The sequence below is a fragment of the Aquabacterium sp. NJ1 genome (assembly GCF_000768065.1).
Classification (GTDB): Bacteria; Pseudomonadota; Gammaproteobacteria; order Burkholderiales; family Burkholderiaceae_C; genus Aquabacterium.
In genome coordinates this window covers 3,235,404-3,261,397 of sequence record NZ_JRKM01000001.1, presented here as the reverse complement: position 1 = coordinate 3,261,397, position 25,994 = coordinate 3,235,404, and the positions used below count along the sequence as shown (strand labels likewise).

Sequence of the window (25,994 nt, the reverse complement as noted above, 5' to 3'; positions counted from 1 at the left end):
CGAATCAGCGCGTTTCAGTGCGACGCGACACCAGCCAGGTCACGCCCAGGGCGGCGAACACGAGGGCCAGCGAAGAAGGCTCGGGCACGGCGCTCACGCTGAGCTTGACGGCACCGGCTGTGGCATTGAGCGGGCTGAGGCCGCCCATGCCGTCGTCGATCATCAAGGACTGGGCCAGCGCACCGGTGATGCTGTAGCTGCCTGCACCCAAGGTGAACACACCACGGCTGAAAGCGCTGTTCTGCAAGGCCGCGTCATAGTCATAACCCACATCAGGCGCGCTGCCGTACACCTGCACGGGCACGCTGCTGGTGCTGCCCAGCAGCTGGCCGTTGCTGAACACCTTGAAGGTGTCGCCGGCCAGGCTGGCATCCACCACCGTCAACTGGCCCACGAAGCCGTCAACAATGGTGAAGGTGAACGACAGCGGCGTGCCGAAGCCGACTGCACTGCTGTCGTTGTTGTCGATCCACTCGGTGCCCGAAGAAAGCGACGAGAAGCTGTCGACACCAAAGGCCTGCCATTGCGCATTGGCAGCCAGGTTGACGGCCGTGGCCTGAGCGGCCAGGGACGATGCGGCCAGGACGGTGGCCAGCAAGGCGGGTTTGAAGGACAACATGACACGCTCCAGATTGAAAGGCTTGGAGCGCATCTGAACAAAGCGGCATGACACCGCGATGGCCTGCACATGATCCGATGGGCATCAGCCCCTTGCGGACATCAGGCCATGAACAGGTGCTGCAGCGTGCTGGCCAGGTGTTCGGTGGGTGAACGCTTGAAGCCGGTGCGTGCAAAGCGCTGCAGGCGCCCGAGCACAAAGCTGACGGCCAGCGAGGCGCCCACCTGGGCGTCCACCGTGGGCGACATCGAGCCACGTGCCTCGGCCAGGGCCTTGTAGCTTTGCCGCAGCAGGGACTCCAGCCGGTCAAGGAACTGGTTCATGCGCGCGGACAGGCGCTCGTGCTCGAACACCAGCACATCGCCCACGATCACGCGCGTCATGCCCGGGTTCTTCTCGGCGAACTGCAGCACCATGGACAGGATGCGCTGGATCTGCACGGTCGGGTCGGCCTCGCGCTCGGCGATCTGGTTGGCCAGCGTGAAGATGGACTGCTCGATGAACTCGATCAGCGCCTCGAACATCTGCGCCTTGCTCGCGAAGTGGCGGTACAAGGCGGCCTCGCTCACCGACAGGCGCGCGGCCAGGGCGGCCGTGGTGATGCGGTCGGCGTCGGGTTGCTCCAGCATGGTGGCCAGGGCTTGCAGGATCTGCACGCGCCGCTCCCCCGGCTTGGGGCGCTTGCGCGCGGGGGCCGCAGGCGCACCATCTGGTGCGTCCTTGTCTGGGTCATCAAGCCCCTGTGGTGCCATGTCGTCTCCAAGCGTGCAGTGCCCTGAGCTTTTTGATTCTGACACAGACAGCAGGCGGGCGGCCGTGCAGGTGAATGCCCACTTCGGGCCCGTGCGGGTTGTGGCGCAGGTAGTGCTGCATCCACACGGTTTGCAGCCCCACGCGGCGGGCGCTCTTGAGGTTGGCCACGGTGTCTTCGACCAGGATGCAGCGTGAGGCCGGCAGCTTGTAGCGCGCCAGCACCACGCGCAGCATGCGGGCATCCGGCTTGGGGCGAAGGTCGCCAAAGACACGCATGCCTTCGATGGCGATCACACCTTCAAAGCACGAGGCCAGGTCCAGCGCGGTCAGCACGCGCTTGGCGTACTCGGCAGGCGCGTTGGTCAGCAGGAACTTGCGGCCAGGCAGGCGGCGCAGCGCGGCGCGGTCGGCGGGCGGCATGTGCAGCTGCGCCTCCAGCCCCGGCAGCACATGCGTTTGCGCCAGAAAGTGCGCAGCCCGGATGCCATGGTGGCGCTCCAGGCCCAGCAAGGTGGCGCCATAACGCCGCCAGTAATGGATGCGCAGGCGATCGGCCTCATCACGCGGCAGGCCCAGTTGCTGTTCGATGTAATCGGTCATCGAACCATTGAGCCGCCAGAACACCGCACGGCTGGCGTCGTGCAGGGTGTTGTCCAGATCAAATAACCAGATGGGCGAATCCGGATGCATGGGGCGCAGCGTTCCTTATTGCGGGCAGGCCGGCCGCCGGGCCGCCCCAAGGCCGGCGCCTCCCCCTCGGGGGGCTGCGAAGGCGCGAAGCGACAAGCTGGGGGGCATCAGTCTCAATGACTACGGATCATGGTGCCGTAAGCCGACTCCGTCAGGATCTCCAGCAGCATGGCGTGCGGCACGCGGCCGTCCACGATGTGCACCGCGTTGACGCCGCTCTTGGCAGCATCCAGGGCACCGGCGATCTTGGGCAGCATGCCGCCGCTGATGGTGCCGTCGGCGACCAGCTCGTCGATGCGGCGCGCGGTCAGGTCCGTCAGCAAGTTGCCTTGTTTGTCCAGCACACCCTTGATGTTGGTGAGCAGCATGAGCTTTTCAGCCTTGAGGATCTCGGCCAGCTTGGACGCCACCAGGTCGGCGTTGATGTTGTAGCTCTCGTTGTGCTCGCCAAAGCCGATGGGGCTGATGACGGGGATGAACTGGTCATCCTGCAGGGCCTTGACCACGCTGGGGTCGATGGCCTCGATCTCGCCGACCGAACCCACATCGTGCTCCTTGGTCGGGTCTTCCAGATCGATCAGCTTGAGCTTGCGCGCGCGGATCATGCCGCCGTCACGGCCCGTCAGGCCCACGGCCTTGCCACCTGCGGCGTTGATCAGGCCGACGATGTCTTGCTGCACTTCACCGGCCAGCACCCACTCGACCACTTCCATGGTTTCTTCGTCGGTGACACGCATGCCCTGGATGAACTGCCCCTTCTTGCCGATCTTGTTGAGCGCCGCATCGATCTGCGGGCCACCGCCGTGCACCACCACCGGGTTGAGGCCCACCAGCTTGAGCAGCACCACGTCTTCGGCGAAGTCGGCCTGCAGCTCCGGGTCGGTCATGGCGTTGCCGCCGTACTTGATGACGATGGTCTTGCCGTGGAACTTGCGGATGTAGGGCAGCGCCTGGGCCAGGATCTCGGCCTTGTCACGCGGGGCGATGCTGGCAACGGAGTCGGATTGCGGCAGGTGGGTGGAGGCGGTCATGGACAACTCGGAGCGATGGACGGGACGTGCATTTTAAGAGCCATCGGCAGGCACAAGAAAAAAGCCACACGCATGGCCGAAGCCCCACGTGTGGCTGGCAGCCCGGTCAAGCCGACCATCAGCATGGCCCAGGTGGTGGGCTCAGGCATCGGTGCGGGCGCGGGAGCGGCGGCGGTGAAGGTCAGCGCAGCCGTGGGGTCTCAGGTGTCAATTGGGTGCCACCGGCGGCCAGGGCCACGGGCGTCAGGGTGCGGAAAAACGATTGGGCCTCGCCAGACACGGGAAGGCCCTGTTCAAATAGGGCTTGCCGCACGGACGGTGAACAAGCCCGTCGCTTGTCATGTCAGCATTTGAAAACCCACCAGATGAGGGGGCCCTCGCCGGGTCAACGCCCAGGCGGCCTGCCCCGTTGAAGATCACAAGGGCCCTGCCCTTTTTTAGGAGCACGACGTGAAACTGAACTTTGCCCGCCCACTTGCTCGCCAACTTGCCGGCCTGATGCTGGGACTTGGTGTGGCCGTGGCTGCCGCGGCCCAGCCTGTTGATGGCGAAGTCATGCGCATCGACCAGGAAGCCGGCAAGATCACCCTCAAGCACGGCGAGATCAAGAACCTGGACATCCCCGCCATGCAGATGGCCTTCCGGGTGGCTGACCCCAACTGGCTCAAGACCTTGCAGGTGCATGACAAGGTCCGGTTTTCTGCGGACAAGGTGGGCGGCCAGTTCACCATCACCGCGATCGAAGTGCGCAAATAAACGCGCATCAAAACGCACATAAAAAAACAGGCCCCAACGGCGACCGTTGGGGCCTGTCTCGCTGCATTAGTCCTCCCTGGACGTGATTCTGTGTAGACAGCGTTGAAGCTGCACTTGTTGTGTGGGCGTCATGCCTGTCGTGTGCAGTTCCATCAAGTCTAGTGTCCGAACATGTCAAAGTTGGCATATTCGCCCGGGAAGTGGTTACAAGATGCAATCCCATGTTCATGTGACCACGCCTCATCCCATGAGGTGAAATCAGATCACATGGATGAGGACGGCGGTCATGCTCAGGTAGCGCAGGAATTTGCCGACACCCATGTAGAGCAGGCAGGGCCAGAACGGCAGGCGCAACCAGCCGGCCACGGCACACAGCGGGTCGCCCACCACAGGTAGCCAGGACAAGAGGCAGGCGGGCGCCCCATAACGTTGCAACCACCGCAGGGCGCGGTGATCCGCCGGAGTATCGTGCCCGGGTTGCAGCTCGGGCCCATGCCCTCGCTCATGCCGGACGCGGTCAGCCGCCTGCCGGGCAGCCAGCCCCATCCACCAGGTCAGCCCGCCACCGAGGGTGTTGCCCACCGTGGCCACGAGGATGGCCGGCCAGAACAACTCCGGCTGCAGCTTGACCAGGCCAAAGACCGCCGGCTCCGAGCCCATCGGCAGCAGCGTGGCCGACACGAAGGCAATCACGAAAATCGCACCCAGCCCGACCTCGGGGATGGCCAGCCAGTGCAGCAAAGCGGAAACCCCCGCCATCAATGCATCTTCCATGGGTGCATTGTGCGGGGGTTGTGAGCGCCCTGTTGCGTGCGTGGCCTCGGCACGCACGCGGGCCAGGACCGATCAGGCGCGGCGGCGACGCACCAGGCCGATCAGGCCCAGGCCCATCAAGGCCAGGGCATAGCTCTCGGGCTCGGGCACGGCATTGATGCTCTGCATCTGCAGGCCACCGCTCACGCCCTTGGCCAGCAGGTCGGCATCGGTGAAGCGGAACATGAAGAACTTGTTGTCACCGGCCACGCCGGGCACGAAGTCGTTGTCATTGGCCAGCAGCAGGGTGTGGTAGGTCGTGCCACCCTCGACCAGGTCGGCCCCGAAGGACAGGCCTTCCAGCTTGGAGGGGATCTGCGTGTCGGCAAAACCGGCGGCCTTGAGCAAGGCGACGAAATCCACCAACTGGGTCTTGGCCAGCAGTTGCCCCTGCAAGGCGGCATCGCCACTCAGCGCGGTGACATCGGCTGCACCATTGAGGTCGATGGACCACATCTGCTTGATGACGGCGCTGGTGCCATCGCCCAGGCCCTTGCCGTCACGCGGCAGGAAGGCCAGCGTGTGGTCGTTGATGGCCACGAGCTCGCTGTTGTTGTAGCCCTTGGTGCCGATCTGGTTGCTGACGGCGTATTCCTTGGTGTTGCCGGTGGCGATGTCGATTTCGACGATGCGGTTGGTCTTGCCGGCCGAGGTGTCGCCACCGTCTTGCAGCAGGGAGCTTTGCATGATGCCGTAGAGCTTGGTGCCGTCCGGGCTGATGGCCAGGCCTTCCATGCCCTTGTTGGCCACGCGGCCCACGGTGTTGCCGCTGATCTCGTTGGCGCCGATGGCGCTCTGGTTGGTCACCGCCAGGTTGGTGGGCAGCGTGAACGAGCGGATGCGCTCACCGGTGCTGCGGTCGAACTGGTAGACGTAGGGGCCGTATTCATCGGACACGAACACGCTCTTGCCATCCTTGGAGACACGGATGGATTCCGGGTCCAGGCGCGCATTGTTGGGGTTGCCCGAGGTACCGGCCACAAAACCGTCGGAGCGGCCGGTGAAGTAGTACTTGCCGTCGGCATTGATGCCGGGCACGCCGCTGGCCAGGCCCGCGGTGCTGCCGTAGTTCAAGGGCGTGCTGCTCCACAACAAGGTGGTGCTCTGCAGCGTCGGGGTGACCGTGTAAGGCAGCGTGCCAGCAGGGACCGCCGACGGCGTGGCCGTGACGTTCATGCTGATGGTGTTGAAGCGGGCGATGTAGGAGGTGGTGTTGTCCACCGCCGCGCCGCCGGTGTAGGCCGCGGCGTTGGGGCCGCGATCAGGCAAGGCCAGGAAGGTGTTGTCGCCAGCCCAGGCCAGGCCCGAGCCCATCCCACCGAGGATGTTGGCGGCGTTGCCGTTCTCCAGCGTGCCGGTCAGGCCCGAGAGGTCGCTGGTGCCGCCCAGCGAACCAATGCCGATCAATTCGAATGCCGCATGGGCAGACCCCATGGCCGTGGTGAGAACGAAAACGCTGGCCAGACGGGCAGCCACAGGGCTCAAGGCGAAACGCATGGGGACTTCTCCAACAGGGATGACGACGTTGCGCGGCAGCTTGCCTGCGCTTCGTGACAGTTCCTTGAAGGCACGCCATGCACATGAAAAAAGCCGGGGCATGCCCGGCTTTGCTTTGGCGATGAAGGGGCCTGCGCCCGATGCGTCATCTCATCAGTAGCTGTAACCCACCATCAGCGAGAACACGGAGGGGTGGAAGCGGTAGGAAGCCGTCTGCCTGCTCGTGTTGGTCGAAATGGTCATGTTGTTCTTGACCGCCGCTGTCGACCAGCCCGCGCTGAGCAGCCAGTTCTTGTCGAACTTGTAGTTGACGCCAGTCTGGAAGGCCAAACCGAAAGAGTCGGTCAACTCGATCTTGACCGGACCATCGGTGTAGAAATTGGTACCGGTCTGCGTGGCATCGGCTTTGAAATGGGTGTAGTTCACCCCCACGCCCACATAGGGGCGCAACGCACTGGTTGCCTCGCCAAACTTGTAATTGAAGAACACCGTGGGCGCAACTTCCTTGACGGTGGCCACCACCTGGTTGTTGGTCGTGGCAAACAAGCCGTAGCTGGCGGTGGGGATGCTGCTCAACGCGCCATAACCGGCCGGAGCCAGCTTGGACGCGTCATTGATGCGCAGCTTCACGTCATGCTTGGGGGGAACGCCCAATACCAGCTCAACGCCCCAGTGGTCGTTGAAAGCGCGCTCGATGCTGAACAGCAATGTCGACTTGGGCTGCACTTCCATTTGCAAGCCGGTCGGCACGCCGAGACCGTAGGTGGCGCGCAAGGGATTGGCCGCAGGCAAGGTACCTTCCAGATCACTGCTGGTCGCGCGCGGGTCAATCCGGCCAGCGCCGATCTTGAAGGTATAGGTCTGAGCCGAGGCGGCAAACGGGATCACGCCGCAAGCGACCGCACACAAAACCGCACGAGCGTTCAGCTGGAAGAAGGATGTTTTCATAAGTTCCGATGGAGGTAAAAATGCCGCCCCCGAGGGTTCTGGCTGGGACCGTACAACATTGCAGATTGACTGCAACAGTTGCACATTCTATGCAACACACCCCAAGCCATGCCCGGATCAGGGCGCCACACAACGTCCACTTGTGACGTATGGCACGGCCCAAATCCGCAGATCAAAATTTGATCAAAGGGGGTGCACAGGGTTCACCCGGACGGCTATACTCTGCCTCCTTTTTAAGCAGCCCTGAGCCCGCGCCACGCGTCTGGTCGGTCAGGGCTTTCCTGTCTCTTTCGGTCAAACGAGCTTGTCCGTTTTTCTGAAGCAACCGTTGTCGCGCCACCCCGATGTCCACCTCCGCCCTTCCCACCAGCACGCTGATGGTCGGCTCGATCGAGCTGCCCAACCGCCTGTTCGTGGCGCCGATGGCCGGGGTGACGGACCGCCCCTTCCGCATGCTGTGCAAGCGCCTGGGCGCGGGCTACGCCGTCAGCGAGATGGTGACCTCGCGCAAGGACCTGTGGCACAGCCTGAAGACCTCGCGCCGCGCCAACCACGAGGGTGAAACCGCCCCGATCTCGGTGCAGATCGCCGGCACGGATGCGGCCATGATGGCCGAGGCGGCCGCCTACAACATCGACCGTGGCGCCCAGATCATCGACATCAACATGGGTTGCCCCGCCAAGAAGGTGTGCAACAAGTGGGCGGGCTCGGCCCTGATGCAGGACGAGGCCCTGGCACTGGCGATCGTGGAAGCCGTGGTGGCCGCCTGCGCGCCGCACAAGGTGCCCGTGACCCTGAAGATGCGCACGGGCTGGAGCCAGCAAAACAAGAACGCCGTGCGCATTGCCCGCGCGGCCGAGAGCGCCGGCGTGGCCATGCTGACTGTGCACGGCCGCACGCGCGAGCAGGGCTACAAAGGCCAGGCCGAGTACGACACGATCGCCGCCGTCAAGGCCGCGGTGAAGGTGCCCGTGGTGGCCAATGGCGACATCACCACGCCCGAGAAGGCCGAGCTGGTGCTCAAGCTCACCGGTGCGGACGCCATCATGGTGGGCCGCGCCGCGCAGGGCCGCCCCTGGATCTTCGGAGACATCGCCCACTACCTGGCCACGGGTACGCACCGTGCCCGGCCCCTGACCCTGCAGGTCAGGCAGTGGCTGGTCGAGCACCTGCACGAACACTATGGTTTGTACGGCGAATTCGCCGGCGTGCGCACGGCACGCAAACACATCGGCTGGGCGGTGCGCGCCCTGCCCGGTGGGGAGGATTTCCGTGCCCACATGAACACCCTGGACAGCATCGACAGCCAGATCCAGGCCGTGACCCATTTCTTCGACGAACTCAGCCTGCACCACGACCGCCTGCCGGACGCGGCGCCCGCCATCGACGAAGAAGACAACGCCCACGAGGACAGCGCAGCCTCGTGTGCCGCGAATTGAACGAGCATCATGAGCAAGAAGAACATCCAAGACTGCATCCGAGACAATCTGGACAGCTACTTCCACGATCTGCGTGGCGCCGAACCCAATGCCGTGTACGACATGGTCGTCAACGCGGTGGAGCGCCCCATGCTGGAGGTGGTGATGCAACGCGCCGAGGGCAACCAGTCCAAGGCCGCCGAATGGCTGGGCATCAACCGCAACACGCTGCGCCGCAAGCTGCTCGAGCACAAGCTCATCAAGTGATATTTTTGAACTGAAGGAAAAACCATGGCTTTGACCGCCTTGCTGTCCGTGTCCGACAAGACCGGCATCGTTGAATTTGCCCAGGCCCTGCATGCCCAGGGCGTGCGCCTGCTGTCCACCGGCGGCACCGCCAAGCTGCTGGCCGAAAAGGGCCTGCCCGTGACCGAGGTGTCGGAAGTGACCGGCTTCCCCGAGATGCTGGACGGCCGCGTCAAGACCCTGCACCCGCGCGTGCACGGTGGCATCCTGGCCCGTCGTGACCTGCCCGAGCACATGGCCGCCCTGAAGCAGCACGGCATCGAGACCATCGACATGCTGGTGGTCAACCTCTACCCCTTCGCGCAAGCCACCGCCAAGGCCGACTGCACGCTGGAAAACGCCATCGAGAACATCGACATCGGCGGCCCCACCATGCTGCGCGCCGCTGCCAAGAACTGGCAGGACGTGGCCGTGATCATCGACCCGGTGGACTACGAACAAGTGCTGTCGGAAATGAAGGCCGAGGGCATCACCCGTTCGACCAAGTTCATGCTGGCCAAGAAGGTGTTCGCCCACACCGCCGCCTACGACGGCATGATCACCAACTACCTGACCTCGCTGGAAGCCGGCTCGGAACTGAAGACCGAAGCCGTGCCAGCCAAGGAAGCCTACCCCGCCGTGTTCAACCTGCAGCTGCACAAGGTGCAGGGCATGCGTTACGGCGAGAACCCGCACCAGTCGGCGGCCTTCTACCGTGAAGCTTCGCCCGTGGTCAGCACGCTGGCCAACTGGACGCAGATTCAAGGCAAGGAGCTGTCCTTCAACAACATTGCTGATGCCGATGCGGCCTGGGAATGCGTGAAGGCTTTTGAAGTGCCGGCCTGCGTGATCATCAAGCACGCCAACCCCTGTGGCGTGGCCATCGGTGCCGGCCCGCTGGAGGCCTATTCCAAGGCGCTCAAGACCGACCCGACCTCGGCCTTTGGCGGCATCATGGCCTTCAACCGCACGGTGGACGCCGATGTGATCGAGGCCATCAACGCCAACAAGCAGTTCGTGGAAGTGGTGATCGCACCCAAGTTCACGGACGCTGCCCGCGCTGCCTACGCTTCGAAGCAAAACGTGCGGCTGCTGGAAGTGCCTTTGACGGACGCCACACGCGGCCTGTCCAACGCGCTGGACTTCAAGCGCGTGGGCGGCGGCATGCTGCTGCAATCGGCTGACAACATCGACCTGGTCGGCGACGTCAAGGTGGTGTCCAAGCTGCAGCCCACAGAGCAGCAGATGAAGGACATGCTGTTTGCCTGGACCGTGGCCCGCTTCGTCAAGAGCAATGCCATCGTGTTCTGCAAGGACGGCATGACCATGGGCGTGGGTGCCGGCCAGATGAGCCGCCTGGACTCGGCCCGCATCGCCTCGATCAAGGCGGGCCACGCTGGTTTGACGCTGCAAGGCACGGCCGTGGCGTCGGACGCCTTCTTCCCGTTCCGCGACGGCCTGGATGTGGTGGTCGATGCGGGCGCGACCTGCGTGATCCACCCGGGTGGCTCGATGCGCGATGACGAAGTGATCGCCGCTGCGGACGAGCGCGGCATCGCCATGGTGTTCACGGGCACGCGCCACTTCCGTCACTGATTCGTCACTGATCCGCCACGTGCTTCAGTGCACACACAAAAGGCCCCGAGGGGCCTTTTGTTTTTTGCGCTCGGCCCTGTGCGGGCAACAGGCCTGACAGGGCTTATCCTGTCGTTCTCATGATCATCCTCGGCATCGACCCCGGCTTGCAGACCACCGGCTTTGGCGTCATCGAAGCCGATGGCCCGCGCCTGCACTATGTGGCCAGCGGCACCATCAAGACCAAAGAGGCCGCACAGGGCGACCTGCCCACGCGCCTGAAGCTGATCTTCGAAGGCGTGCGCGAAGTGGTGGGCCGCTACGAGCCACAGCAGGCCTCGGTTGAAATCGTGTTCGTCAACGTGAACCCGCAGTCCACGCTGCTGTTGGGCCAGGCGCGTGGTGCGGCCATTGCGGGCTTGCTCAGCACGCCGGCTTCACCGACGGTTTCAGAGTACACGGCCTTGCAGATGAAGAAGGCCGTGGTGGGGCATGGCCACGCGGCCAAGGCCCAGATCCGCCACATGGTGATGCGCCTGCTGAACCTGCCACGTGAGCCGCACAACGATGCAGCCGATGCCTTGGGGCTGGCGATCTGCCATGCGCATGCCGGCCATGCCATGGCGCAGATGGCCAAGGCGACGGACCTGTCGCGCCGCACGCACGCCCAGATCAAGGGCGGGCGCGTTTATTGAGGCTTCACTGCCCGTCCTTGATCAGGCGGCCGGACTGCGACTGCACAGGGCGAGCGTTCATCGGGTAGAGCCTGGCAAACACGCCGATCTGCTCGCGTGACGCGCCGGCGGGCTGCTTCATCACCATCCACAGCACACCCTCGGTACACGGCGGCGTGGTCAGCGAACCCATGTAGGTGTAGTACTGGCGCTGCTCCGGTACCAGCTGGCTCAGGTCGATCTGGCTCATGGCACCCTGCTCCATGTTCTTTTCCAGCGGCAGGTTGTTCCACACCTGTTGCACCAGCGGGTTGGCCTTGCCCTGCTCCATCAGCACGGCCACCACAGCCAGATGGCCGTCCATGTCCTTGTGCACCAGGTGGGCCACCATTTCGTACTGGCGGCCGTTGATGCGTTCTTCGCTCGGACGGTGGAAGTGGAACTGCACCAGCTCGTAGCGGTGGCCCATCACGGTGATGCCGTTGCCGGGCTCGACGTTGACCTGCACGGTGTGGCCGTTGTCGATCACGCGGAAGTTGGAGGGGCGGTAATCGAACTGGATCGGGTCCAGTTGCACGGGGATGCCGTCGCGGATGTCGATGGGGCTCTGGCGCTTGCCCACCATGCACTGCTGGAACTCGGGCTTGAGCCGGCCCCAGCTCTCAGGGCCGGTGTCACCGCTGTAGGCCCAGTGCACGTCATGGCCATGGGTGTCCAGCAGCCCGGTCGCAGCCGCACCATGCGGATCCTGCGGCAGCAACGCGCCCTGCGAATCATTCATCGCCAGATGCTTGCCCGCACCATGGGTGCCGGAAGCGGCCCTGGCGTTCCCGCGGACCACCGGCTTGGGCCGCAAGCGCAACACCGGCGCGGCCTCGCGCTTGGTACGCACCTCGGCGATCTTCTGGTCGATCAGGTCACGCAGTTCGGCCATGGACACATTGGCCTTGCCATCTCTGGCATCCGAGGCGCTGTCAGCCCTGGCCTCGGCCTTGCCCGATGATTCGCGGCTGGATTCGCGCACGGCTTCGCGTTTCTCACCCTTGCCGCCCTTGGTGGCCTTGCCCTCGCTGCGCGGCTCGGCACGCGCTTCACCCAGGGCATCACTGGCGGCCTCCGGCCTTTGCACGTCGGCCTTCAGGTTGGGCTTGAGCGAAGGCTTGATGCTGGCCTCCTTGGTCTCGCCCGGGTCCAGGGACTCGTCAACCGCACGGCCGTGGCCCTCGGCCGCATAGGCGCCCATCACCAGGGCCATGCTGGCGGCCAGGGCAAAAACAGGGGCAAGACGTTCGCGCAACGCTACTTTCATGGTCGGACTCTCCGCAATACGTCGGAGATTTCGGCCAGTAAAACGCAGAACTTGAATGCCTCAGCGCGAACAAATGACCTGGCGCAGGCCATCAATGTGAAAAAAGTGTGAAGTCAGCCGATAGGCCGGATTCTGTGCAGCCCCGTGTCTCGCGACGCTGGGCCGTGACCGCCATTCCTCTGGGCCGCCTGTCACCAGAACGGCTCGATGCCACCTACCCGCACACTCCCCGGGCCAGGTCAATGTGTGCCTATTTGGTGTTGCTGCGCGTAGAGATTGCCCGTTTCACCCCAGGCGGGCTTTGCCCGCCTGGGGTGCTGCTCGGTTCGTGCTTTCACACGAGCCCTTGCCTTCGCAAGGGCCGTCGGCTGACGCCGACGCCTCACAGACCACCCGTAGCGGAACCCGTCCGGACTCGTCTCTGTTGCTCTGATCCTCACCTTGCGGTGGAGAGGTGTTACCTCCTACGCTGCCCTGTGCAGTCCGGACCTTCCTCCAGTGCGCCCTTTCGGGCCTTGCACCAGCGGCGGTCTGGCTGACTTCACAGGCGGGATTATCGCCCCGCCAGCGCTCAAAGCCCAGCTTTTTCGAGGCTGCGCAGGAAGTCCTGCGGCTTCTGGAAGCCCACGACCTGGGCGCTGCTCAGTTCGCGCCCCTGCACATCAAAGAAGATCAGGCCGGGTGGGCCAAAGAGCTTGAAGCGCTGCAGCAAGGCGCGGTCGTCGGCCGTGTTGACGGTCACATCGGCCTGCAGCAGCACGGCGCCTTTCAAGCGCGCCTGCACCTGCGGGTCAGCAAAGGTCTCGTGCTCCATCTCCAGGCAGGAGGTGCACCAGTCCGCATAGAAATCCAGCATCACCGGCTTGCCCTGCGCCTTGGCCTGCGCCAGCGCGGCATCCAGCTCGGCCACGGTGCGCACCCGCTCGAAGGGCAACACGCTGTGGTGGGCCGATACGGCTGGCGCCTGCCCCACCAGCGACTGCAGATAAGGCCAGGCCGGGCGCGCCACCCACACGGCGATGCCCAGCATCAGCACGCCGAACAAGGCCTTGACCGCTTTCATCCAGGGCCCGGTGCGCGGCAACAGGCTGCCTGCAGACAGGCCCACCAGCAGCAGCGGCACGCTCATGCCCCAGGCCATGGCGTACAGCGCCGTGCCGCCCAGCACCACATCGTGCGTCTGGCTGATGTAGAGCAAGGCCCCAGCCAGCGGGGCCGACACACAAGGGCTCACCACCAGGGCCGACACCACACCCATCACGAACACGCTGATGAACTTGCCGCCGGGCAGTTGGCTGGTGCCGGCGCCCAGCCAGCTTTGTACGGCGGGGGGCAGCTGCAGCTCATACAGGCCGAACATCGACAAGGCCAGCAGCACCATCAGCACGGCAAAACCCAGCACCACCCAGGGGTGCTGCAAATAGGCCGACAAGCCCTGCCCCAGCAACCCCGCGGCCACGCCCAGGGCGGTGTAGACCAGGGCCATGCCCTGCGAATAGCTCAGCGCCAGGGCAAAGCCGCGCCCGCGGCTGACGTGCTCCTTCTGGCCCACGATGATGGACGACAGGATGGGCACCATGGGCAGCACGCAAGGCGTCAGCGACAGCAGGATGCCGGCCAGCAGGAACACGGGCACCACCGTCCACCATTGGCCGGTGGCCAGGGCACGGTTGATGCCGCCGTCATCACCCGCGTCCGCCTGCAGGGCCTTGTCCGCCCCATTGGATGAAACCGATGCCTGGGCGCCGGCAGCCCCACTCACCGCCAGGATCTGCCCGTGGTCATCCAGCTTCAAACGCAGCTGTTTTTTCTGCGGCGGGTAGCACAGACCGGCGTCGGCGCAGCCCTGGTACACGATGGTCAGCGGCAGTTCGCCGCGCAGCGTGTCAGGCACCGTGACCGTGCCGGAGACATCACCGTGGTAGACCTCCAGCACCTTGTCGAACGTGGGGTCATGCTTGGGCTGGCCGGGCGGCAGATCCCACTTCAGCAAGAGGGGCGGCACACCCGAACCCGCATCAACGCGGGCTTCCAGCCGCTCGCGGTACAGGTACACGCCACGCGCCAGGGTGAAATCCACCTGCAGGGCATGCGGGCCCACCTGGCTGACGCTGGCCTGAAAAGCCTTGTCCGGCGGCAGGAAGGTTTGCGCCTGCGCCCTGCCCACACAGAGCACCAGGATCATGCCCAGGATCACCCACACCACGCGCCAAGGCGCGACAATCCGCTTGATGTCATTCATGGCCGACATTCTGCCCGGGCTGGGCTTATCCTGTCCGGCCAGCGTCCTTTTGCCGCCAGTTCATCGGCACGCACACCAATTCTGGAGTTCAAGATGAAAGCCCTCAACATCCTCGACACCATCGGCAAGACGCCGCACGTCCGCATGAACCGCCTGTTCGGCACCGGGCCGGAAGTGTGGATCAAGGCCGAGCGCGCCAACCCCGGCGGCTCCATCAAGGACCGCATCGCCCTGGCCATGGTGGAAGACGCCGAGCGCAGCGGCGCCCTCAAGCCGGGTGGCACCATCATCGAGCCGACCTCGGGCAACACCGGCATCGGCCTGGCCATGGTGGCCGCGGTCAAGGGCTACCGCCTGATCCTGGTCATGCCCGACAGCATGTCCATTGAACGCCGCCGCCTGATGCTGGCGTATGGCGCCACTTTCGACCTGACCCCGCGCGAAAAGGGCATGAAGGGCGCCATCGCCCGCGCCCAGGAGCTGGCCGCCGAAACCCCGCTGGCCTGGATCCCGCAGCAGTTCGAGAACCCGGCCAACATCGCGGTGCACGAGCAGACCACCGCCCAGGAGATCCTGGCCGATTTCCCCGAAGGCCTGGATGCGCTGATCACCGGCGTGGGCACGGGCGGCCACCTCACGGGTTGCGCCAAGGTGCTCAAGGCCGCCTGGCCCAAGCTGAAGGTGTTTGCGGTGGAGCCCAAGGCCTCGCCCGTCATCTCGGGTGGGCAGCCTGCACCGCACCCCATCCAGGGCATTGGCGCGGGCTTCATCCCGGCCAACCTGCACACCGATCTGCTGGATGGCGTGATCCAGGTCGACGCGGAAGACGCGCGCGAATATGGGCGCCGAGCAGGCCGTGAAGAAGGCATGCTGGTGGGGATTTCCTCGGGGGCCACGCTGGCGGCCATCGCGCAAAAACTGCCAGACTTGCCTTATGGGGCCAAGGTCCTGGGCTTTTGCTATGACACCGGCGAACGTTACCTGTCGGTGGAAGGCTACCTGCCAGCCTGAGGCCCACCTGCCGCCCACCCCGCCAGACACCGTTCATGCCAACCAGACGCCACCGCTTCCTCGACGACGCTTCATCCCCCTGGCCCATGCTCATCGCCTTGATCGCGAGCGTGCCGGCTTTTTACGATTCGATGATGCCGACACCGGCCAGTTGGGCGACCTGGATGTACGTGGTCAGCGGGGTGGTGATCCTGGTGTCGGCATGGCGCGTCCAGAAGCTGGTGGCGGGCCGTGGCGCCTCGCGGCCCAACGGCAGGACCCGGACCTGGGGGCAGCACCCACTGGAGCTCAAGCTGGACTGGTTCCTCGGGGTGGCGCTGCTGCTCAACGCGGTGCTGCCGCAGAGCAACGAATCCGAACCGGCCCTGATCTGGCGCCTGATCGTCGCGGTGTTGATGCTCTACCGCCTGCTCAAGATCAGCCTGCCCTTGTTCACCGAAACCGGCCTGGTTCGCCTGCTGGCCATGGGTGGCACGGTGCTGGCCTTGTGCGGCATCGGTTTTTACTGGCTGGACCCTGAGGTCACCTCCCTGCACGACGGGCTCTGGCTCGCGTTCTCGACCGCAGCCACCGTGGGTTATGGCGACGTGGTGCCCAGCAGCACGGCCTCGCGCATCTTCTCGGTGTTCGTGGTGCTGCTGGGTTATGGCCTGCTGTCACTGGTGACGGCCAGCATCGCCGCCATGTTCGTGGGCACGCAGGAGCGCAAGGTCGAGCACGACATCCTGCGTGACATGCACCAGCAGCTGCAAGCCGTGCGGCAGGAACTCGTGGCCCTGCGCCAGGTGGTGGAAGCGCTGAAGGCCGAGCAGCCCGATGCTGACACCGACGAAGCCCCGGCCACGCACGCCGAGCAGCCTTGACGTCGGGGCGGGGCCCCGATGCCCGCCATCCCGCCCCAAGCCTTCAGGATTTCCTGAATGCGATTACGTGTTCTGCTGACAGACAGCGCAGAGCCCGCTCCCTATCATTTCCCATGCGCACAACAGGGATAACGGAGCGTGCATGCGTGAAAACCTGCCGATCACACAAAAAGAATATCCGGTCGATGAATTTGAAACCCTGCTGTCCACCACGGACACCAAGGGCCGCATCCGCTACGCCAATGACGCCTTCCTGCGTGTAGCGGGCTACAGCAAGGACGAGCTGTATGGCCAGCCGCACAACATGGTGCGCCACCCCGACATGCCGCCCGAGGCCTTTGCCGACCTGTGGCAGACCGTGAAGTCAGGCGCCACCTGGTCCGCCCTGGTCAAGAACCGCCGCAGTGACGGCGACCACTACTGGGTTCGCGCCAACGTCACCCCCATCCGCAATGGCACCGAGGTGGTGGGTTACATGTCCGTGCGCACCCGCGCCGACCCGGAGGCGGTGCGCGCCACCGCGCCCTTGTACGAGGGCCTGCGGGACGGCCGCCTGCGCGGCTGGTGCATCCGCCAGGGCCGCCTGGTGCGGTCCGGCGCCATGGTCTGGCTGGATCGCCTGCGCAACATGTCGGTGGCCCACCGGCTGACGCTGGGCGTCGCAGCCATTGCCGCCGCCAGCCTGCTGGACCTGCTGCCGCAAAGCACCACGTCCCGCGCGATCGCCATCACGATCATGGCCTGCACCTGCGCCCTCGTGCTGGCCTGGTGGCGCGCCACCGTGCTGCAGCCCCTGCGCGAACTCGTGACGCAGGCCCGGCTGGTGGCCAGCGGGCAAAAGCCCCAGCCACTGTTTCCTGATCGGGCCGATGAGATCGGCGCCCTGATGCGCGGCATCGAGCAGGCCGGGCTCAACCTGGTCGCCCTGGGCTGCGACATCCGCGGGCAGGTTGAAAAGGTCAAGGTGTCCGTGGCGGCCATGCAGGACGGCAACCTGGACCTGTATGGCCGCACGGGCCGCGCCACCGAGAAGCTGGCCGAGACCGCCTCGGCCATGGAGCAGCTTGCCGCCACCATCACGACCAACCAGGACACCGCGCAATCGCTCGCCGGCCTGGCCAGCGAGGCCGACCAGGCCACCAGCAATGGCAAGGCCATGATGGCGCGCACCCTGGAGACCATGCACGGCATTGCCCAGTCCGGCCAGCGCGTCTCGGAGATCACCGCCATGATCGACGCCATCGCCTTCCAGACCAACATCCTGGCGCTCAACGCCGCTGTCGAGGCCGCGCGTGCCGGCGAGCACGGCCGGGGCTTTGCCGTGGTGGCCGCCGAGGTGCGGGCCCTGTCCAAGAAAAGCGCGGATGCGGCCAACGAGATCAAGGCCGTGATCGAGGCCTCCAAGACCCAGGTGGACGCGGGCTTGAACGTGGTCGAACAGGCGGGCAGCTCCATGAACAACATCCAGCGCGTGGTGGGCACGCTCAACCAGTTGACGCAGGAGATCCGCCAGGCTGCGCAGCAGCAGGCCGATGGCGTGGCCTGTGTCAACGAGGCCATCACCGAACTGGAAACCCTGACCCGGCAAAACGGCGACCTGGTGGAGACCGGCGCCGCGGCCACGATGTCCCTGCATGAACAGGCCATGCGCCTGAGTGAAGCCGCCTCGATCTACCAGCTCTGCCATCAGGCGGGCTTGACCGACGATCCGGCCGACACGCACGCGCCCCTGCCTGCCGAGACACCAGGACAGGCACAGATGGCCTTCACCGGGATGGACGTGCCTGCATGAACCTGCACCCAGCCATGGAAACCGCCGACAGCACCTTGGCCAAAATGCGGCTCGCCCTCGACCACCACGCCATCGTGAGCGTCACCGACCGGCACGGCGTGATCACCCAGGCCAACGACCGCTTCTGCGCCATCAGCGGTTATGAGCGCGAGGAGCTGATTGGCCGAACGCACGGCATCCTCAAGTCGGGCCGCCACGGCGAAACCCTGTACCGGGATCTGTGGCGCACCATCGCCAGTGGCCAGGTCTGGCACGGCGTGATCTGCAACCGCCGCAAGAACGGTGGTTATTACTGGGTGAAGTCCACCATCGTGCCGCTGTGTGATGCACAGGGCAGCGTGCAGGAGTACGTGTCCATCCGCACCGACATCACCGACCGGCTGCTGGCCCAGGCGCATTCGTCCCTGCTCACGCAGGTGCTGGACCTGACCGACCAGGGCGTGGTGATCGCCGACCGTGGCGGGCAGATGATTTACACCAACCATGCAGCCGCTTCTCTGCTGGGCCACGCCACGTCCGACCTGCAAGGCCGGTCCATCCTGGATTTCGTGCCACCGGCCCTGAAGCGGCGCTACCTCCAACGCCTCAACCGCATCACCACATGCGACTTTCAATGGCAGGGCAAGGTGCCACTGCTGCGGGCAGATGGCACGCACATGATCTCGTCCAGCCATGTGGGGGTCGTTGCCAATCACGAAGGCACGCCGGCCTTCATCTTCAACATCTTCTCGGACTGCTCGGATGAAATGGCCCGGCAGGCCGCCCTGCACGCCGCCAAGCAAAGCGCCGAGCAGGCCAGTGCCGCCAAGACGGCGGTGCTCTCCAACATCAGCCATGAACTGCGCACGCCGCTCAACGCCATCCTGGGCTTTGGCCAGTTGCTGAGCAAGGATCTGACCCAACCCAGGCAGGCCAGCTTTGCGCGCGAGATCCTGTTTGCGGGCCAGCACCTGATGAGCCTGATCAACGGCCTCCTGGACCTGGCCCAGATCGAGAGCGGGCAGGATGTGATGACGCTGGAGGCCGTCGACCTGGTCGACCAGGCGCAGGCCTGCCTGTCCCTGCTCCACCCGCTGGCCTGCGACAAGCAGATCAGCGTCGTCAACACCATGCTGGCGCCAACCTGGGTGAAGGCCGATCGGCTGCGTGTGCGGCAGGTGCTGCTCAACTTGCTGTCCAACGCAATCAAGTACAGCCACACCAGTGGCCACGTCACGCTGGCGCAGGTGGCGGCCCCCGAGGGGCGCGTGCGCCTGGCCATCACCGACCGAGGCTTTGGCATCCCCCCCGAGCAGATGAGCGAGTTGTTCAAGCCCTTCAATCGCCTGGGCGCCCGGGCTCGCGGCATCGAGGGCACCGGCATCGGCCTGGCCATCTGCAAAAAGCTGCTGGACAACATGGACGGCCACATCGGCGTGCACAGCGTGGAAAACCAGGGCAGCACCTTCTGGATGGAGCTGCCGGCAGCCTCGCCATGTGAAAACGCCGCACCCACAAGCGCATGGGCCTCATGAAAGCTTGACCCACATCAACGGCGCCCGCATTGTCTTCCCGGGGGCCACAACCATATAGTCCCTGTCCTCATGCACGAGCGTGGGCCAGGGCCCTTTCGCTTTGCATTTCAATCGCATTCAAGCAGTCAGCAGTACCGTGATGATTCGTGTCGCCATCGCCGATGATCATCCGATCGTGTTCGGAGGCCTCCAGCAATTGATCTCCGCCACCACCGACATGGCCGTGGTGGGGCATGCCGTCAACCGCCTGGAGGTGCTGCGCCTGCTGAGCGAGACACCCCTGGACGTGCTGGTGCTGGACCTGTCCATCCCCGGGGCACAAGGCCTGTCGTTGCTGCAAGAGCTCGTGGAACAGGACGAAGCGCCCCCCATCGTGATCCTGTCCATGCACAACGAAGGGCAGATCATCCAGCGCGCCATGAAGCTGGGCGCATCGGCCTACGTGACCAAGGACAGCGACCCGACGTGCGTGCTCACGGCCATCCGCAGGGTTGCCCGAGGTGGCAAGTACATCGACCCGGCCCTGATGGACTCGGTGGCCTCGTCCTTCTCACATGCGCGCCATGAACTCCTGTCTGCACGCGAAGAACAGGTGCTGCGGCTGATCGTGTCAGGCGTGCCCATCGGCCACATCGCCGAACGCCTGAACCTCAGCCCCAAGACCATCAGCACACACAAGACACGCATCATGCACAAGCTCGACATCGGCAACAACGCCGACCTGGTGAAGTACGCGCTCAAGCACGGCTTGAGCTGAGTGGCCTGAGCCGAGGCCGCTCAGGCCGGTCACAAGGGGATGCTGATCCGGATGGTCGTGCCCTGGCCGGGTGCGGTGTCCAGGTGCATCTGGCCGCCCAGGGACAGCACGCGCTCGCGCATGCTCAAGAGGCCAAAGCCCGCCCGCGGGCGTTTGGCCGTGGCATCGAACCCGCGGCCGTTGTCGCGGATGCACAAGGCCAGGTCGAGTGCGGTGTGACGCAAGCTGATGTCGACCTGCGCCGCCTGCGCATGCCGGATCACATTGGTCAGCGACTCCTGCACCACCCGGAAGATGGTGGCCGCCTGCGCGTCGCGCAAAGCGAGATCCGAGCCATCAAAATCCAGGTTGCAGACGATCCGGCTGCGTTGAGCCGTGTCTTGCGCCAGCCACTCCAGCGCAGGCAGCAAGCCGAAGTCCAGCACCGCTGGCCGCAAGCTGGTGCTGACGCTGCGCACCACCCGGAACATCTTGTCGACCAGGCCCTGCATGTCGTCGATGGTGCTGGCCACCTGGTCGCGGCTGCCAGCGAGTTCGTGGCGCAGCTGGGCGATGTCCAAGCGCATGGCCGACAGCAACTGGCCCAGCTCGTCATGCAGCTCACGCGAGATGTGCTTGCGGTCTTCTTCGCAGGCCACCTCGTGGTGGGCCACCATCTCGCGCAATTCATTGCGAGACGCCAGCAAGGCCAGCTCCATGGCCTTGCGCTCGCTCACGTCCTGCGCGGTGCCACGCAGCTTGACCACGGCCCCGTCGGCGCCACGCACCGGGTGCCCGTGCGCCAGCAACCAGCCCTGGCTGCCGTCGGCCCGCACGAAGGGCAACTCCAGGGCATAAGGCTCACCCGCTTCGATGGCCCGCGTCACGCAGGCCTGGAGGGTCTGCCAGCTCTGCGGCGGGTGGAACGCTTGCAGTTCGTTGAAGCAAGGGGGCGCCGAGCCCGGGTCGCGCCCGAAGAAGCTGTACAGCTCGGGTGACCAGTCCACGGTGTCGGCCTGGATGTCCCAGCACCAGCTGCCCAGACGGCCGATGCGCTGCGCTTCCTTGAGCTCTTCGCTGGTCTGCTTGAGGTCCGTGATGTCGGACACCAGTGCGAAAAAGCCTTGCACGACACCGTCCACGCAATCGGGGATGTAGTGCGCCTGCGTGTGATGCCGGTCACCGCGCAGGTCCACGATGGTGCGGTCGAAGGTCTGCACCTGCCCGGCCAGGGCCGCATCCACATACGGCTTGTTCAAGGCATACAGCTGCGGGCCGATCACCTCGGACATGTGGCGCCCATGCATCTGCGCCGGGCTCATGCCGAACCAGTCCAGATAGGCCCGGTTGCCATAGCAGTTGCGCACGGCCGTGTCCCAGTAGCCCACCAGCGCGGGCAACTCGTCCAGCAGGACCTGGATGCGTGGAGCGACCTTCACAGGCTTCAGACCATGCGCCAGTGCAGGGTTTCGCCACCACGCAGGGGCTTGATCTGGGCCTCGCCGAAGGGCAGGACTTCGGGCACGACCCATTCTTCGCGCTGCAACGTGATCTGGTCGGTGTTGCGCGGCAGGCCGTAGTAATCGGCACCGTAGAAGCTGGCGAAGGCTTCCAGCTTGTCGAGCGCGCCCGCGGCCTCGAAGGCCTCGGCATACAGCTCGATGGCGCAAGGTGCGGTGTAGCAACCGGCGCAGCCCGATGCGTGTTCTTTCAGGTGCGAGGCATGCGGCGCGCTGTCGGTGCCCAGGAAGAACTTGGGGCTGCCGCTGGTGGCGGCCTGCACCAGGGCCACGCGGTGCTCTTCGCGCTTGAGGATGGGCAGGCAGTAGTAGTGCGGGCGCACCCCCCCCATGAAGATGGCATTGCGGTTGTACAGCAGGTGCTGCGGCGTGATGGTGGCGCCCACGAAGCGGTCCGCCTCGCTCACGTACTGCGCAGCCTCCTTGGTGGTGATGTGCTCGAACACCACCTTCAGCTCGGGGAAGTCACGGCGCAGCGGGATCAGCTTGTCGTCGATGAAGGCCTTCTCGCGGTCGAACACGTCCACGTCACCGTCGGTCACTTCGCCGTGCACGCACAGCACCAGGCCTTCGCGCTGCATGGCCTCCAGCACCTTGTAGGTCTTGCGCAGGTCGGTCACGCCGGCATCGCTGTTCGTGGTGGCCCCCGCGGGGTAGAGCTTGAAGGCCACGGCGCCCATGGCCTTGGCCTTGGCGGCTTCTTCGGCGGGGGTGTTGTCGGTGAGGTAGAGCACCATCAGGGGCTCGAAGGCCACGCCTGCAGGCACCGCTGCCAGGATGCGCTCGCGGTAGGCCTGAGCCTGCTCGGCCGTGGTCACGGGCGGGCGCAGATTGGGCATGACGATGGCCCGCGCGAACTGCCGCGCCGTGGCCGGCACCACGGCGGCCATGGCCGCGCCGTCCCGCACATGCAGGTGCCAGTCATCGGGGCGGGTCAGAACCAGGGAAGAAGGCGTGGAGGCGGTCATGGTGAATCGGGCACGGAAGGCGAAAACAAGGATTTTCTCATTTCCGACATGACCTTTGTCCAAACCCCAAAGGGTAGGGAGATCAAACCGGCCAAGTCCGTGAAATTAGGGCCCCTGTTCTAGGCCCCACCCAACAAAGCGCTCCCCACCCTTAGGGGCAAGCCCCGCATGCAGCCTTGTGGCCCCGCGGCCCGCTGCCTAGTCTTCGCCCCATACCGACGCAGTCCGGCTCGGTGTTGTTGCAAGACCGCTTTTGGAGGTGACCATGAACCCCTTGTTGAATCCCCCTGCCCCTCGCCTGCTTCGGCAGCCGCTGCGGGCTTGCGCCCAAGGCAGCCTGGTGCTGCTGGCGCAACTGGCCTTGAGCCAGACGTCGATGGCCCAGACCGCACCCGGCGTGCGCATCGACACCGTGTCGATCAGCCCCGAGGCCACCGTGCTGCGCGTGACTGTGCCAAAGCCCATGCTGGCCAATGTGGAGACCAGCAGCGGCGTGTTCCAGCGCTTTGCGCAAAGCAGCGGCCCCGGCGCCGTGAGCAATGACAGCGATGAAATCGGCCTGCCCGAAGTGCCGGTGGCCGGCTTCTCGCTGGCCCTGCCGGTGGACGGCAAGGGCGGCACCATCGACATCGCCCCCGAAGGCGGCATCCAGCGACTGCCCGCACGCCTGTACCCCATCCAGCCGCCCATCTCGACCAGGACCGGTGACCATGAACTGCCCAAGTTCGCGTTCAACGCCGACATCTGGGCCAAGGGCGTGAAGACACCCGGGCAGAAACAAGGCGAGCGCAGCATCTTCAAGGGCGACGCCAATGTGCAGGGCTACCAGCTCAGCCCCTATGGCTACGACCCCAGCCAGCAGTTGATCACCTACTACCCCAGCTACCTGGTCACCATCAAACACCCGGGCAGCTGCTTCCAGTACGACCGGCTCAAGCTCAAGGGCGTGCTGGGCAGCACGCAGAAAGCCGGCTTCGATGGCATCGACCAGCGCATTGAAAAGCTGCTGCTGCCCGCCGTGCAATTCACGCTCAACAAGGGTCTGGTCAACGAGCTCACCTGCGCACCGCCCATCACGCTGGACCCGGCCTTCCTGGGTGCGCGCTACCTGATCATCACGCACCCCAACTTCAAGGCCGCGGCCGATGCGCTCAAGGCCCACAAGCAGGCGCTGGGCATCTCCACACGCGTGGTCACCACCAGCGAGATCACGGGCGCTGGCGCCAATGCCACCGATGCCCAGATCCGCAACTGGATCAGCAGCTACTACAACAGCCACCTCGTGCGGCCCAAGTGGGTGCTGTTCATGGGGGACGCCGAGTACGTGCCCACGCACTACGACGCCAAGAACATCTGGGACAGCGCGAAGAACGCGGGCGACATCTGGTTCGGCCAGTTCCTGCCTGGTGCCACGGCTACCACCATCCCGCCGTTTGGCATCGGCCGCTTCCCGGTGGACACCCTGGCCCAGGCCAACACGGTGGTGTCCAAGGTGATGGCGTTCGAGAACTCGCCCCCACCCAACCCCATCTTCGGGCAGGACTTCTACAGCCGCCTGACCTTTGCCTCCTACTTCCAGGGCAACGGCAGCACCGACCAGCGCTGGTTTGTGGAAACCACCGAGCGCGTGCGTGACCATGCCGTGGGCCTGGGCTACAGCGTGCCGCGCCTGTACACCGCGTCCAGCACATCCAACCCGATGTTCTACAACAGCGGTGCCCCCATGCCGGCGGCGCTGAACAAGCCCACGCTGGCGTGGAACGCCACCCGCACCGACATCGCCAACGCCATCAACCAGGGCTCGGCCCTGGTCTACCACCGCGACCACGGCTGGTGGGATGGCTGGGGTGACCCCTCATTCAGCACCAGCGACCTGTCGCTCGTGTCGGTGACCAACAACCAGTTCCCGGTCGTGTTCAGCATCAACTGCGCCAGCGGTGTGTTCGACAACGAAACGGTGGACCTGCCGGGCAACATCTGGGGATCGGGTTACGGCATGTCCGCCAGCACCACCTACTGGGCCGAAGCCTTCCTGCGCAAGGCCGATGGTGCCCTGGCCGTGATCGGCGACAGCCGCCAGAGCAGCACCACCGACAACAACCAGCTCACGCTGGGCCTGTTCGATGGCGTCTTCCCCGGCCTGATCACCACCTACGGCACCAGCAGCCCGGTGCAACGCCTGGGCGACCTGTTGAACTACGCCAAGACCTATGTGGCCGATGTGGCCAACGGCTCGCAAGCCAACCAGCACCCACTGGACAGCACCCAGACGCGCCCCGGCATCGTCAACCTGCAGCAAGAGCTCAACATCTACAACCTGCTGGGTGACCCGACCGTCAAGCTGCGCGTGGCCCCGCCGTGGAAGTTCAGCATCCCCATCATCACGCTGGAATCGAACCTGGCGAAGATCAAGGTGCCCTTCCAACCTGGTTGCCTGACTTGCCCGCCCAATCTGGCCAAGCCTGAGTGGATCACCGCCATCGCCATCGACCCGGCCACCGGCGGCACGGTGGGGCGTGGCCTGGTCGACGACAACGGCAACGGCTCGATCGACCTGGGTGACTTCAAGGGCAACAACGTGTGGGTGCGCGTGGGCTCGCCGGATGGCGCCACCACGCAAGCCGCCGCGATCGAGACGGACACCGATGGCGACGGCATCCCTGACAGCCGCGACAACTGCATCCTCGTGCCCAACAAGGACCAGCTCGACACCGATGGCGACGGTTACGGCAATGCCTGCGATGCCGACCTGAACAACGACGGCTTCGTCAACTCGCTGGACCTGGCCGCCATGCGCAACCAGTTCAGCAAGCGCAAGGTGCCGGGCGACCTCAACGGCGACGGCATCGTCAACTCGCTGGACATCAGCCTGTTCGCCAAGCTGTTCGGCAAGGCTCCTGGCCCATCCGCCTTCCACCTCGACACCCTCACCCGCAAGTAAACCCGCTTGATCACCCTCAAGCACCTTCAAGCACTCAAT

22 protein-coding genes and 1 other RNA gene are annotated in these 25,994 nt (G+C 65.1%); 11 read left to right on the top strand and 12 right to left on the bottom strand.

From position 1 onward, the window contains the following. Positions 1-4: 4 nt before the first annotated feature. The 4 genes from JY96_RS14005 to argB form a co-directional block, all read right to left on the bottom strand. Positions 5-619, bottom strand: a complete 615-nt coding sequence (locus JY96_RS14005; RefSeq protein ID WP_161784331.1) for a PEP-CTERM sorting domain-containing protein — start codon at positions 617-619, stop codon at positions 5-7. Positions 620-720: 101 nt separating this feature from the next. After that, entirely contained in the window at positions 721-1,371 is a 651-nt protein-coding gene (slmA, locus tag JY96_RS14000) for a nucleoid occlusion factor SlmA (protein ID WP_035038324.1), read from the bottom strand. Further along, the gene (locus JY96_RS13995) at positions 1,352-2,062 is read right to left on the bottom strand and encodes a pyrimidine 5'-nucleotidase (protein ID WP_035038322.1); all 711 of its coding nucleotides are present in this window, start codon (positions 2,060-2,062) and stop codon (positions 1,352-1,354) included. The genes slmA and JY96_RS13995 overlap by 20 nt, the downstream gene beginning before the upstream one ends. Before the next feature lie 113 nt (positions 2,063-2,175). Then, entirely contained in the window at positions 2,176-3,093 is a 918-nt protein-coding gene (gene argB, locus JY96_RS13990) for an acetylglutamate kinase (RefSeq protein WP_035038320.1), read from the bottom strand. A 450-nt stretch (positions 3,094-3,543) separates the two neighbouring features. On the opposite strand from argB, the gene JY96_RS13985 reads away from it, so the two are divergent. Then, positions 3,544-3,849, top strand: coding sequence for a copper-binding protein (locus JY96_RS13985; RefSeq protein WP_235333931.1), 306 nt, complete (start codon positions 3,544-3,546; stop codon positions 3,847-3,849). A gap of 258 nt (positions 3,850-4,107) precedes the next feature. On the opposite strand, the gene JY96_RS13980 is transcribed toward JY96_RS13985, so the two are convergent. The 3 genes from JY96_RS13980 to JY96_RS22360 all read right to left on the bottom strand — a co-directional run bounded on the left by JY96_RS13980 (position 4,108) and on the right by JY96_RS22360 (position 7,107). Further along, complete coding sequence (locus JY96_RS13980) at positions 4,108-4,623, bottom strand: YqaA family protein (protein WP_035038318.1); 516 nt, start codon at positions 4,621-4,623, stop codon at positions 4,108-4,110. Between the two features lie 72 nt (positions 4,624-4,695). Continuing rightward, positions 4,696-6,159, bottom strand: coding sequence for an esterase-like activity of phytase family protein (locus JY96_RS13975; protein WP_035042829.1), 1,464 nt, complete (start codon positions 6,157-6,159; stop codon positions 4,696-4,698). A 153-nt stretch (positions 6,160-6,312) separates the two neighbouring features. Then, positions 6,313-7,107: an OmpW family protein gene (locus JY96_RS22360; protein ID WP_052162522.1), complete on the bottom strand. Its 795-nt coding sequence runs from the start codon at positions 7,105-7,107 to the stop codon at positions 6,313-6,315. A gap of 344 nt (positions 7,108-7,451) precedes the next feature. On the opposite strand from JY96_RS22360, the gene dusB reads away from it, so the two are divergent. The 4 genes from dusB to ruvC all read left to right on the top strand — a co-directional run bounded on the left by dusB (position 7,452) and on the right by ruvC (position 11,080). Next, a complete protein-coding gene (gene dusB / locus JY96_RS13965) occupies positions 7,452-8,546 on the top strand; it encodes a tRNA dihydrouridine synthase DusB (protein ID WP_369796156.1) in 1,095 nt (364 codons plus the stop codon). A gap of 9 nt (positions 8,547-8,555) precedes the next feature. Beyond that, positions 8,556-8,792 carry a Fis family transcriptional regulator gene (locus JY96_RS13960; protein WP_035038315.1) on the top strand — a complete coding sequence of 79 codons (237 nt, stop codon included), beginning with the start codon at positions 8,556-8,558 and terminating at the stop codon, positions 8,790-8,792. A gap of 24 nt (positions 8,793-8,816) precedes the next feature. Further along, positions 8,817-10,406 (top strand): bifunctional phosphoribosylaminoimidazolecarboxamide formyltransferase/IMP cyclohydrolase, encoded by a 1,590-nt coding sequence (gene purH, locus JY96_RS13955; RefSeq protein ID WP_035038312.1) that lies wholly within the window; start codon positions 8,817-8,819, stop codon positions 10,404-10,406. A 119-nt stretch (positions 10,407-10,525) separates the two neighbouring features. Further along, entirely contained in the window at positions 10,526-11,080 is a 555-nt protein-coding gene (gene ruvC, locus JY96_RS13950) for a crossover junction endodeoxyribonuclease RuvC (protein WP_035038310.1), read from the top strand. A 4-nt stretch (positions 11,081-11,084) separates the two neighbouring features. Here the strand turns inward: ruvC and JY96_RS22355 are convergent, their stop codons facing one another. From JY96_RS22355 to dsbD, 3 genes are all read right to left on the bottom strand, one after another. Next, a complete protein-coding gene (locus tag JY96_RS22355; protein ID WP_235333930.1) occupies positions 11,085-12,368 on the bottom strand; it encodes a carbonic anhydrase in 1,284 nt (427 codons plus the stop codon). 105 nt (positions 12,369-12,473) lie between these two features. Then, positions 12,474-12,911: RNase P RNA component class A (gene rnpB, locus JY96_RS22630), an RNA gene on the bottom strand. A 28-nt stretch (positions 12,912-12,939) separates the two neighbouring features. Further along, positions 12,940-14,610: a protein-disulfide reductase DsbD gene (dsbD, locus tag JY96_RS13940; RefSeq protein ID WP_052162520.1), complete on the bottom strand. Its 1,671-nt coding sequence runs from the start codon at positions 14,608-14,610 to the stop codon at positions 12,940-12,942. A 93-nt stretch (positions 14,611-14,703) separates the two neighbouring features. Here dsbD and cysK point away from each other — a divergent pair, with 93 nt between their 5' ends. The 5 genes from cysK to JY96_RS13915 all read left to right on the top strand — a co-directional run bounded on the left by cysK (position 14,704) and on the right by JY96_RS13915 (position 20,547). Beyond that, positions 14,704-15,621 carry a cysteine synthase A gene (gene cysK / locus JY96_RS13935; RefSeq protein ID WP_035038307.1) on the top strand — a complete coding sequence of 306 codons (918 nt, stop codon included), beginning with the start codon at positions 14,704-14,706 and terminating at the stop codon, positions 15,619-15,621. A 35-nt stretch (positions 15,622-15,656) separates the two neighbouring features. Further along, positions 15,657-16,484 (top strand): potassium channel family protein, encoded by an 828-nt coding sequence (locus JY96_RS24015; RefSeq protein WP_235333929.1) that lies wholly within the window; start codon positions 15,657-15,659, stop codon positions 16,482-16,484. 142 nt (positions 16,485-16,626) lie between these two features. Continuing rightward, positions 16,627-18,276 (top strand): PAS domain-containing methyl-accepting chemotaxis protein, encoded by a 1,650-nt coding sequence (locus JY96_RS13925; RefSeq protein WP_081961261.1) that lies wholly within the window; start codon positions 16,627-16,629, stop codon positions 18,274-18,276. Then, on the top strand, positions 18,273-19,790 hold the full coding sequence (locus JY96_RS13920) for a PAS domain-containing sensor histidine kinase (RefSeq protein WP_035038305.1): 1,518 nt from the start codon (positions 18,273-18,275) through the stop codon (positions 19,788-19,790). The genes JY96_RS13925 and JY96_RS13920 overlap by 4 nt, the downstream gene beginning before the upstream one ends. A gap of 139 nt (positions 19,791-19,929) precedes the next feature. Next, positions 19,930-20,547 carry a response regulator transcription factor gene (locus JY96_RS13915; protein WP_035038301.1) on the top strand — a complete coding sequence of 206 codons (618 nt, stop codon included), beginning with the start codon at positions 19,930-19,932 and terminating at the stop codon, positions 20,545-20,547. 29 nt (positions 20,548-20,576) lie between these two features. On the opposite strand, the gene JY96_RS22350 is transcribed toward JY96_RS13915, so the two are convergent. Together JY96_RS22350 and pyrC are read right to left on the bottom strand one after the other, a co-directional pair. Continuing rightward, entirely contained in the window at positions 20,577-21,965 is a 1,389-nt protein-coding gene (locus tag JY96_RS22350; RefSeq protein WP_052162518.1) for a PAS domain-containing protein, read from the bottom strand. A gap of 5 nt (positions 21,966-21,970) precedes the next feature. Continuing rightward, on the bottom strand, positions 21,971-23,014 hold the full coding sequence (pyrC, locus tag JY96_RS13905) for a dihydroorotase (RefSeq protein ID WP_035038298.1): 1,044 nt from the start codon (positions 23,012-23,014) through the stop codon (positions 21,971-21,973). A 265-nt stretch (positions 23,015-23,279) separates the two neighbouring features. On the opposite strand from pyrC, the gene JY96_RS23625 reads away from it, so the two are divergent. Continuing rightward, entirely contained in the window at positions 23,280-25,955 is a 2,676-nt protein-coding gene (locus JY96_RS23625; protein WP_161784330.1) for a C25 family cysteine peptidase, read from the top strand. Positions 25,956-25,994 lie beyond the last annotated feature (39 nt).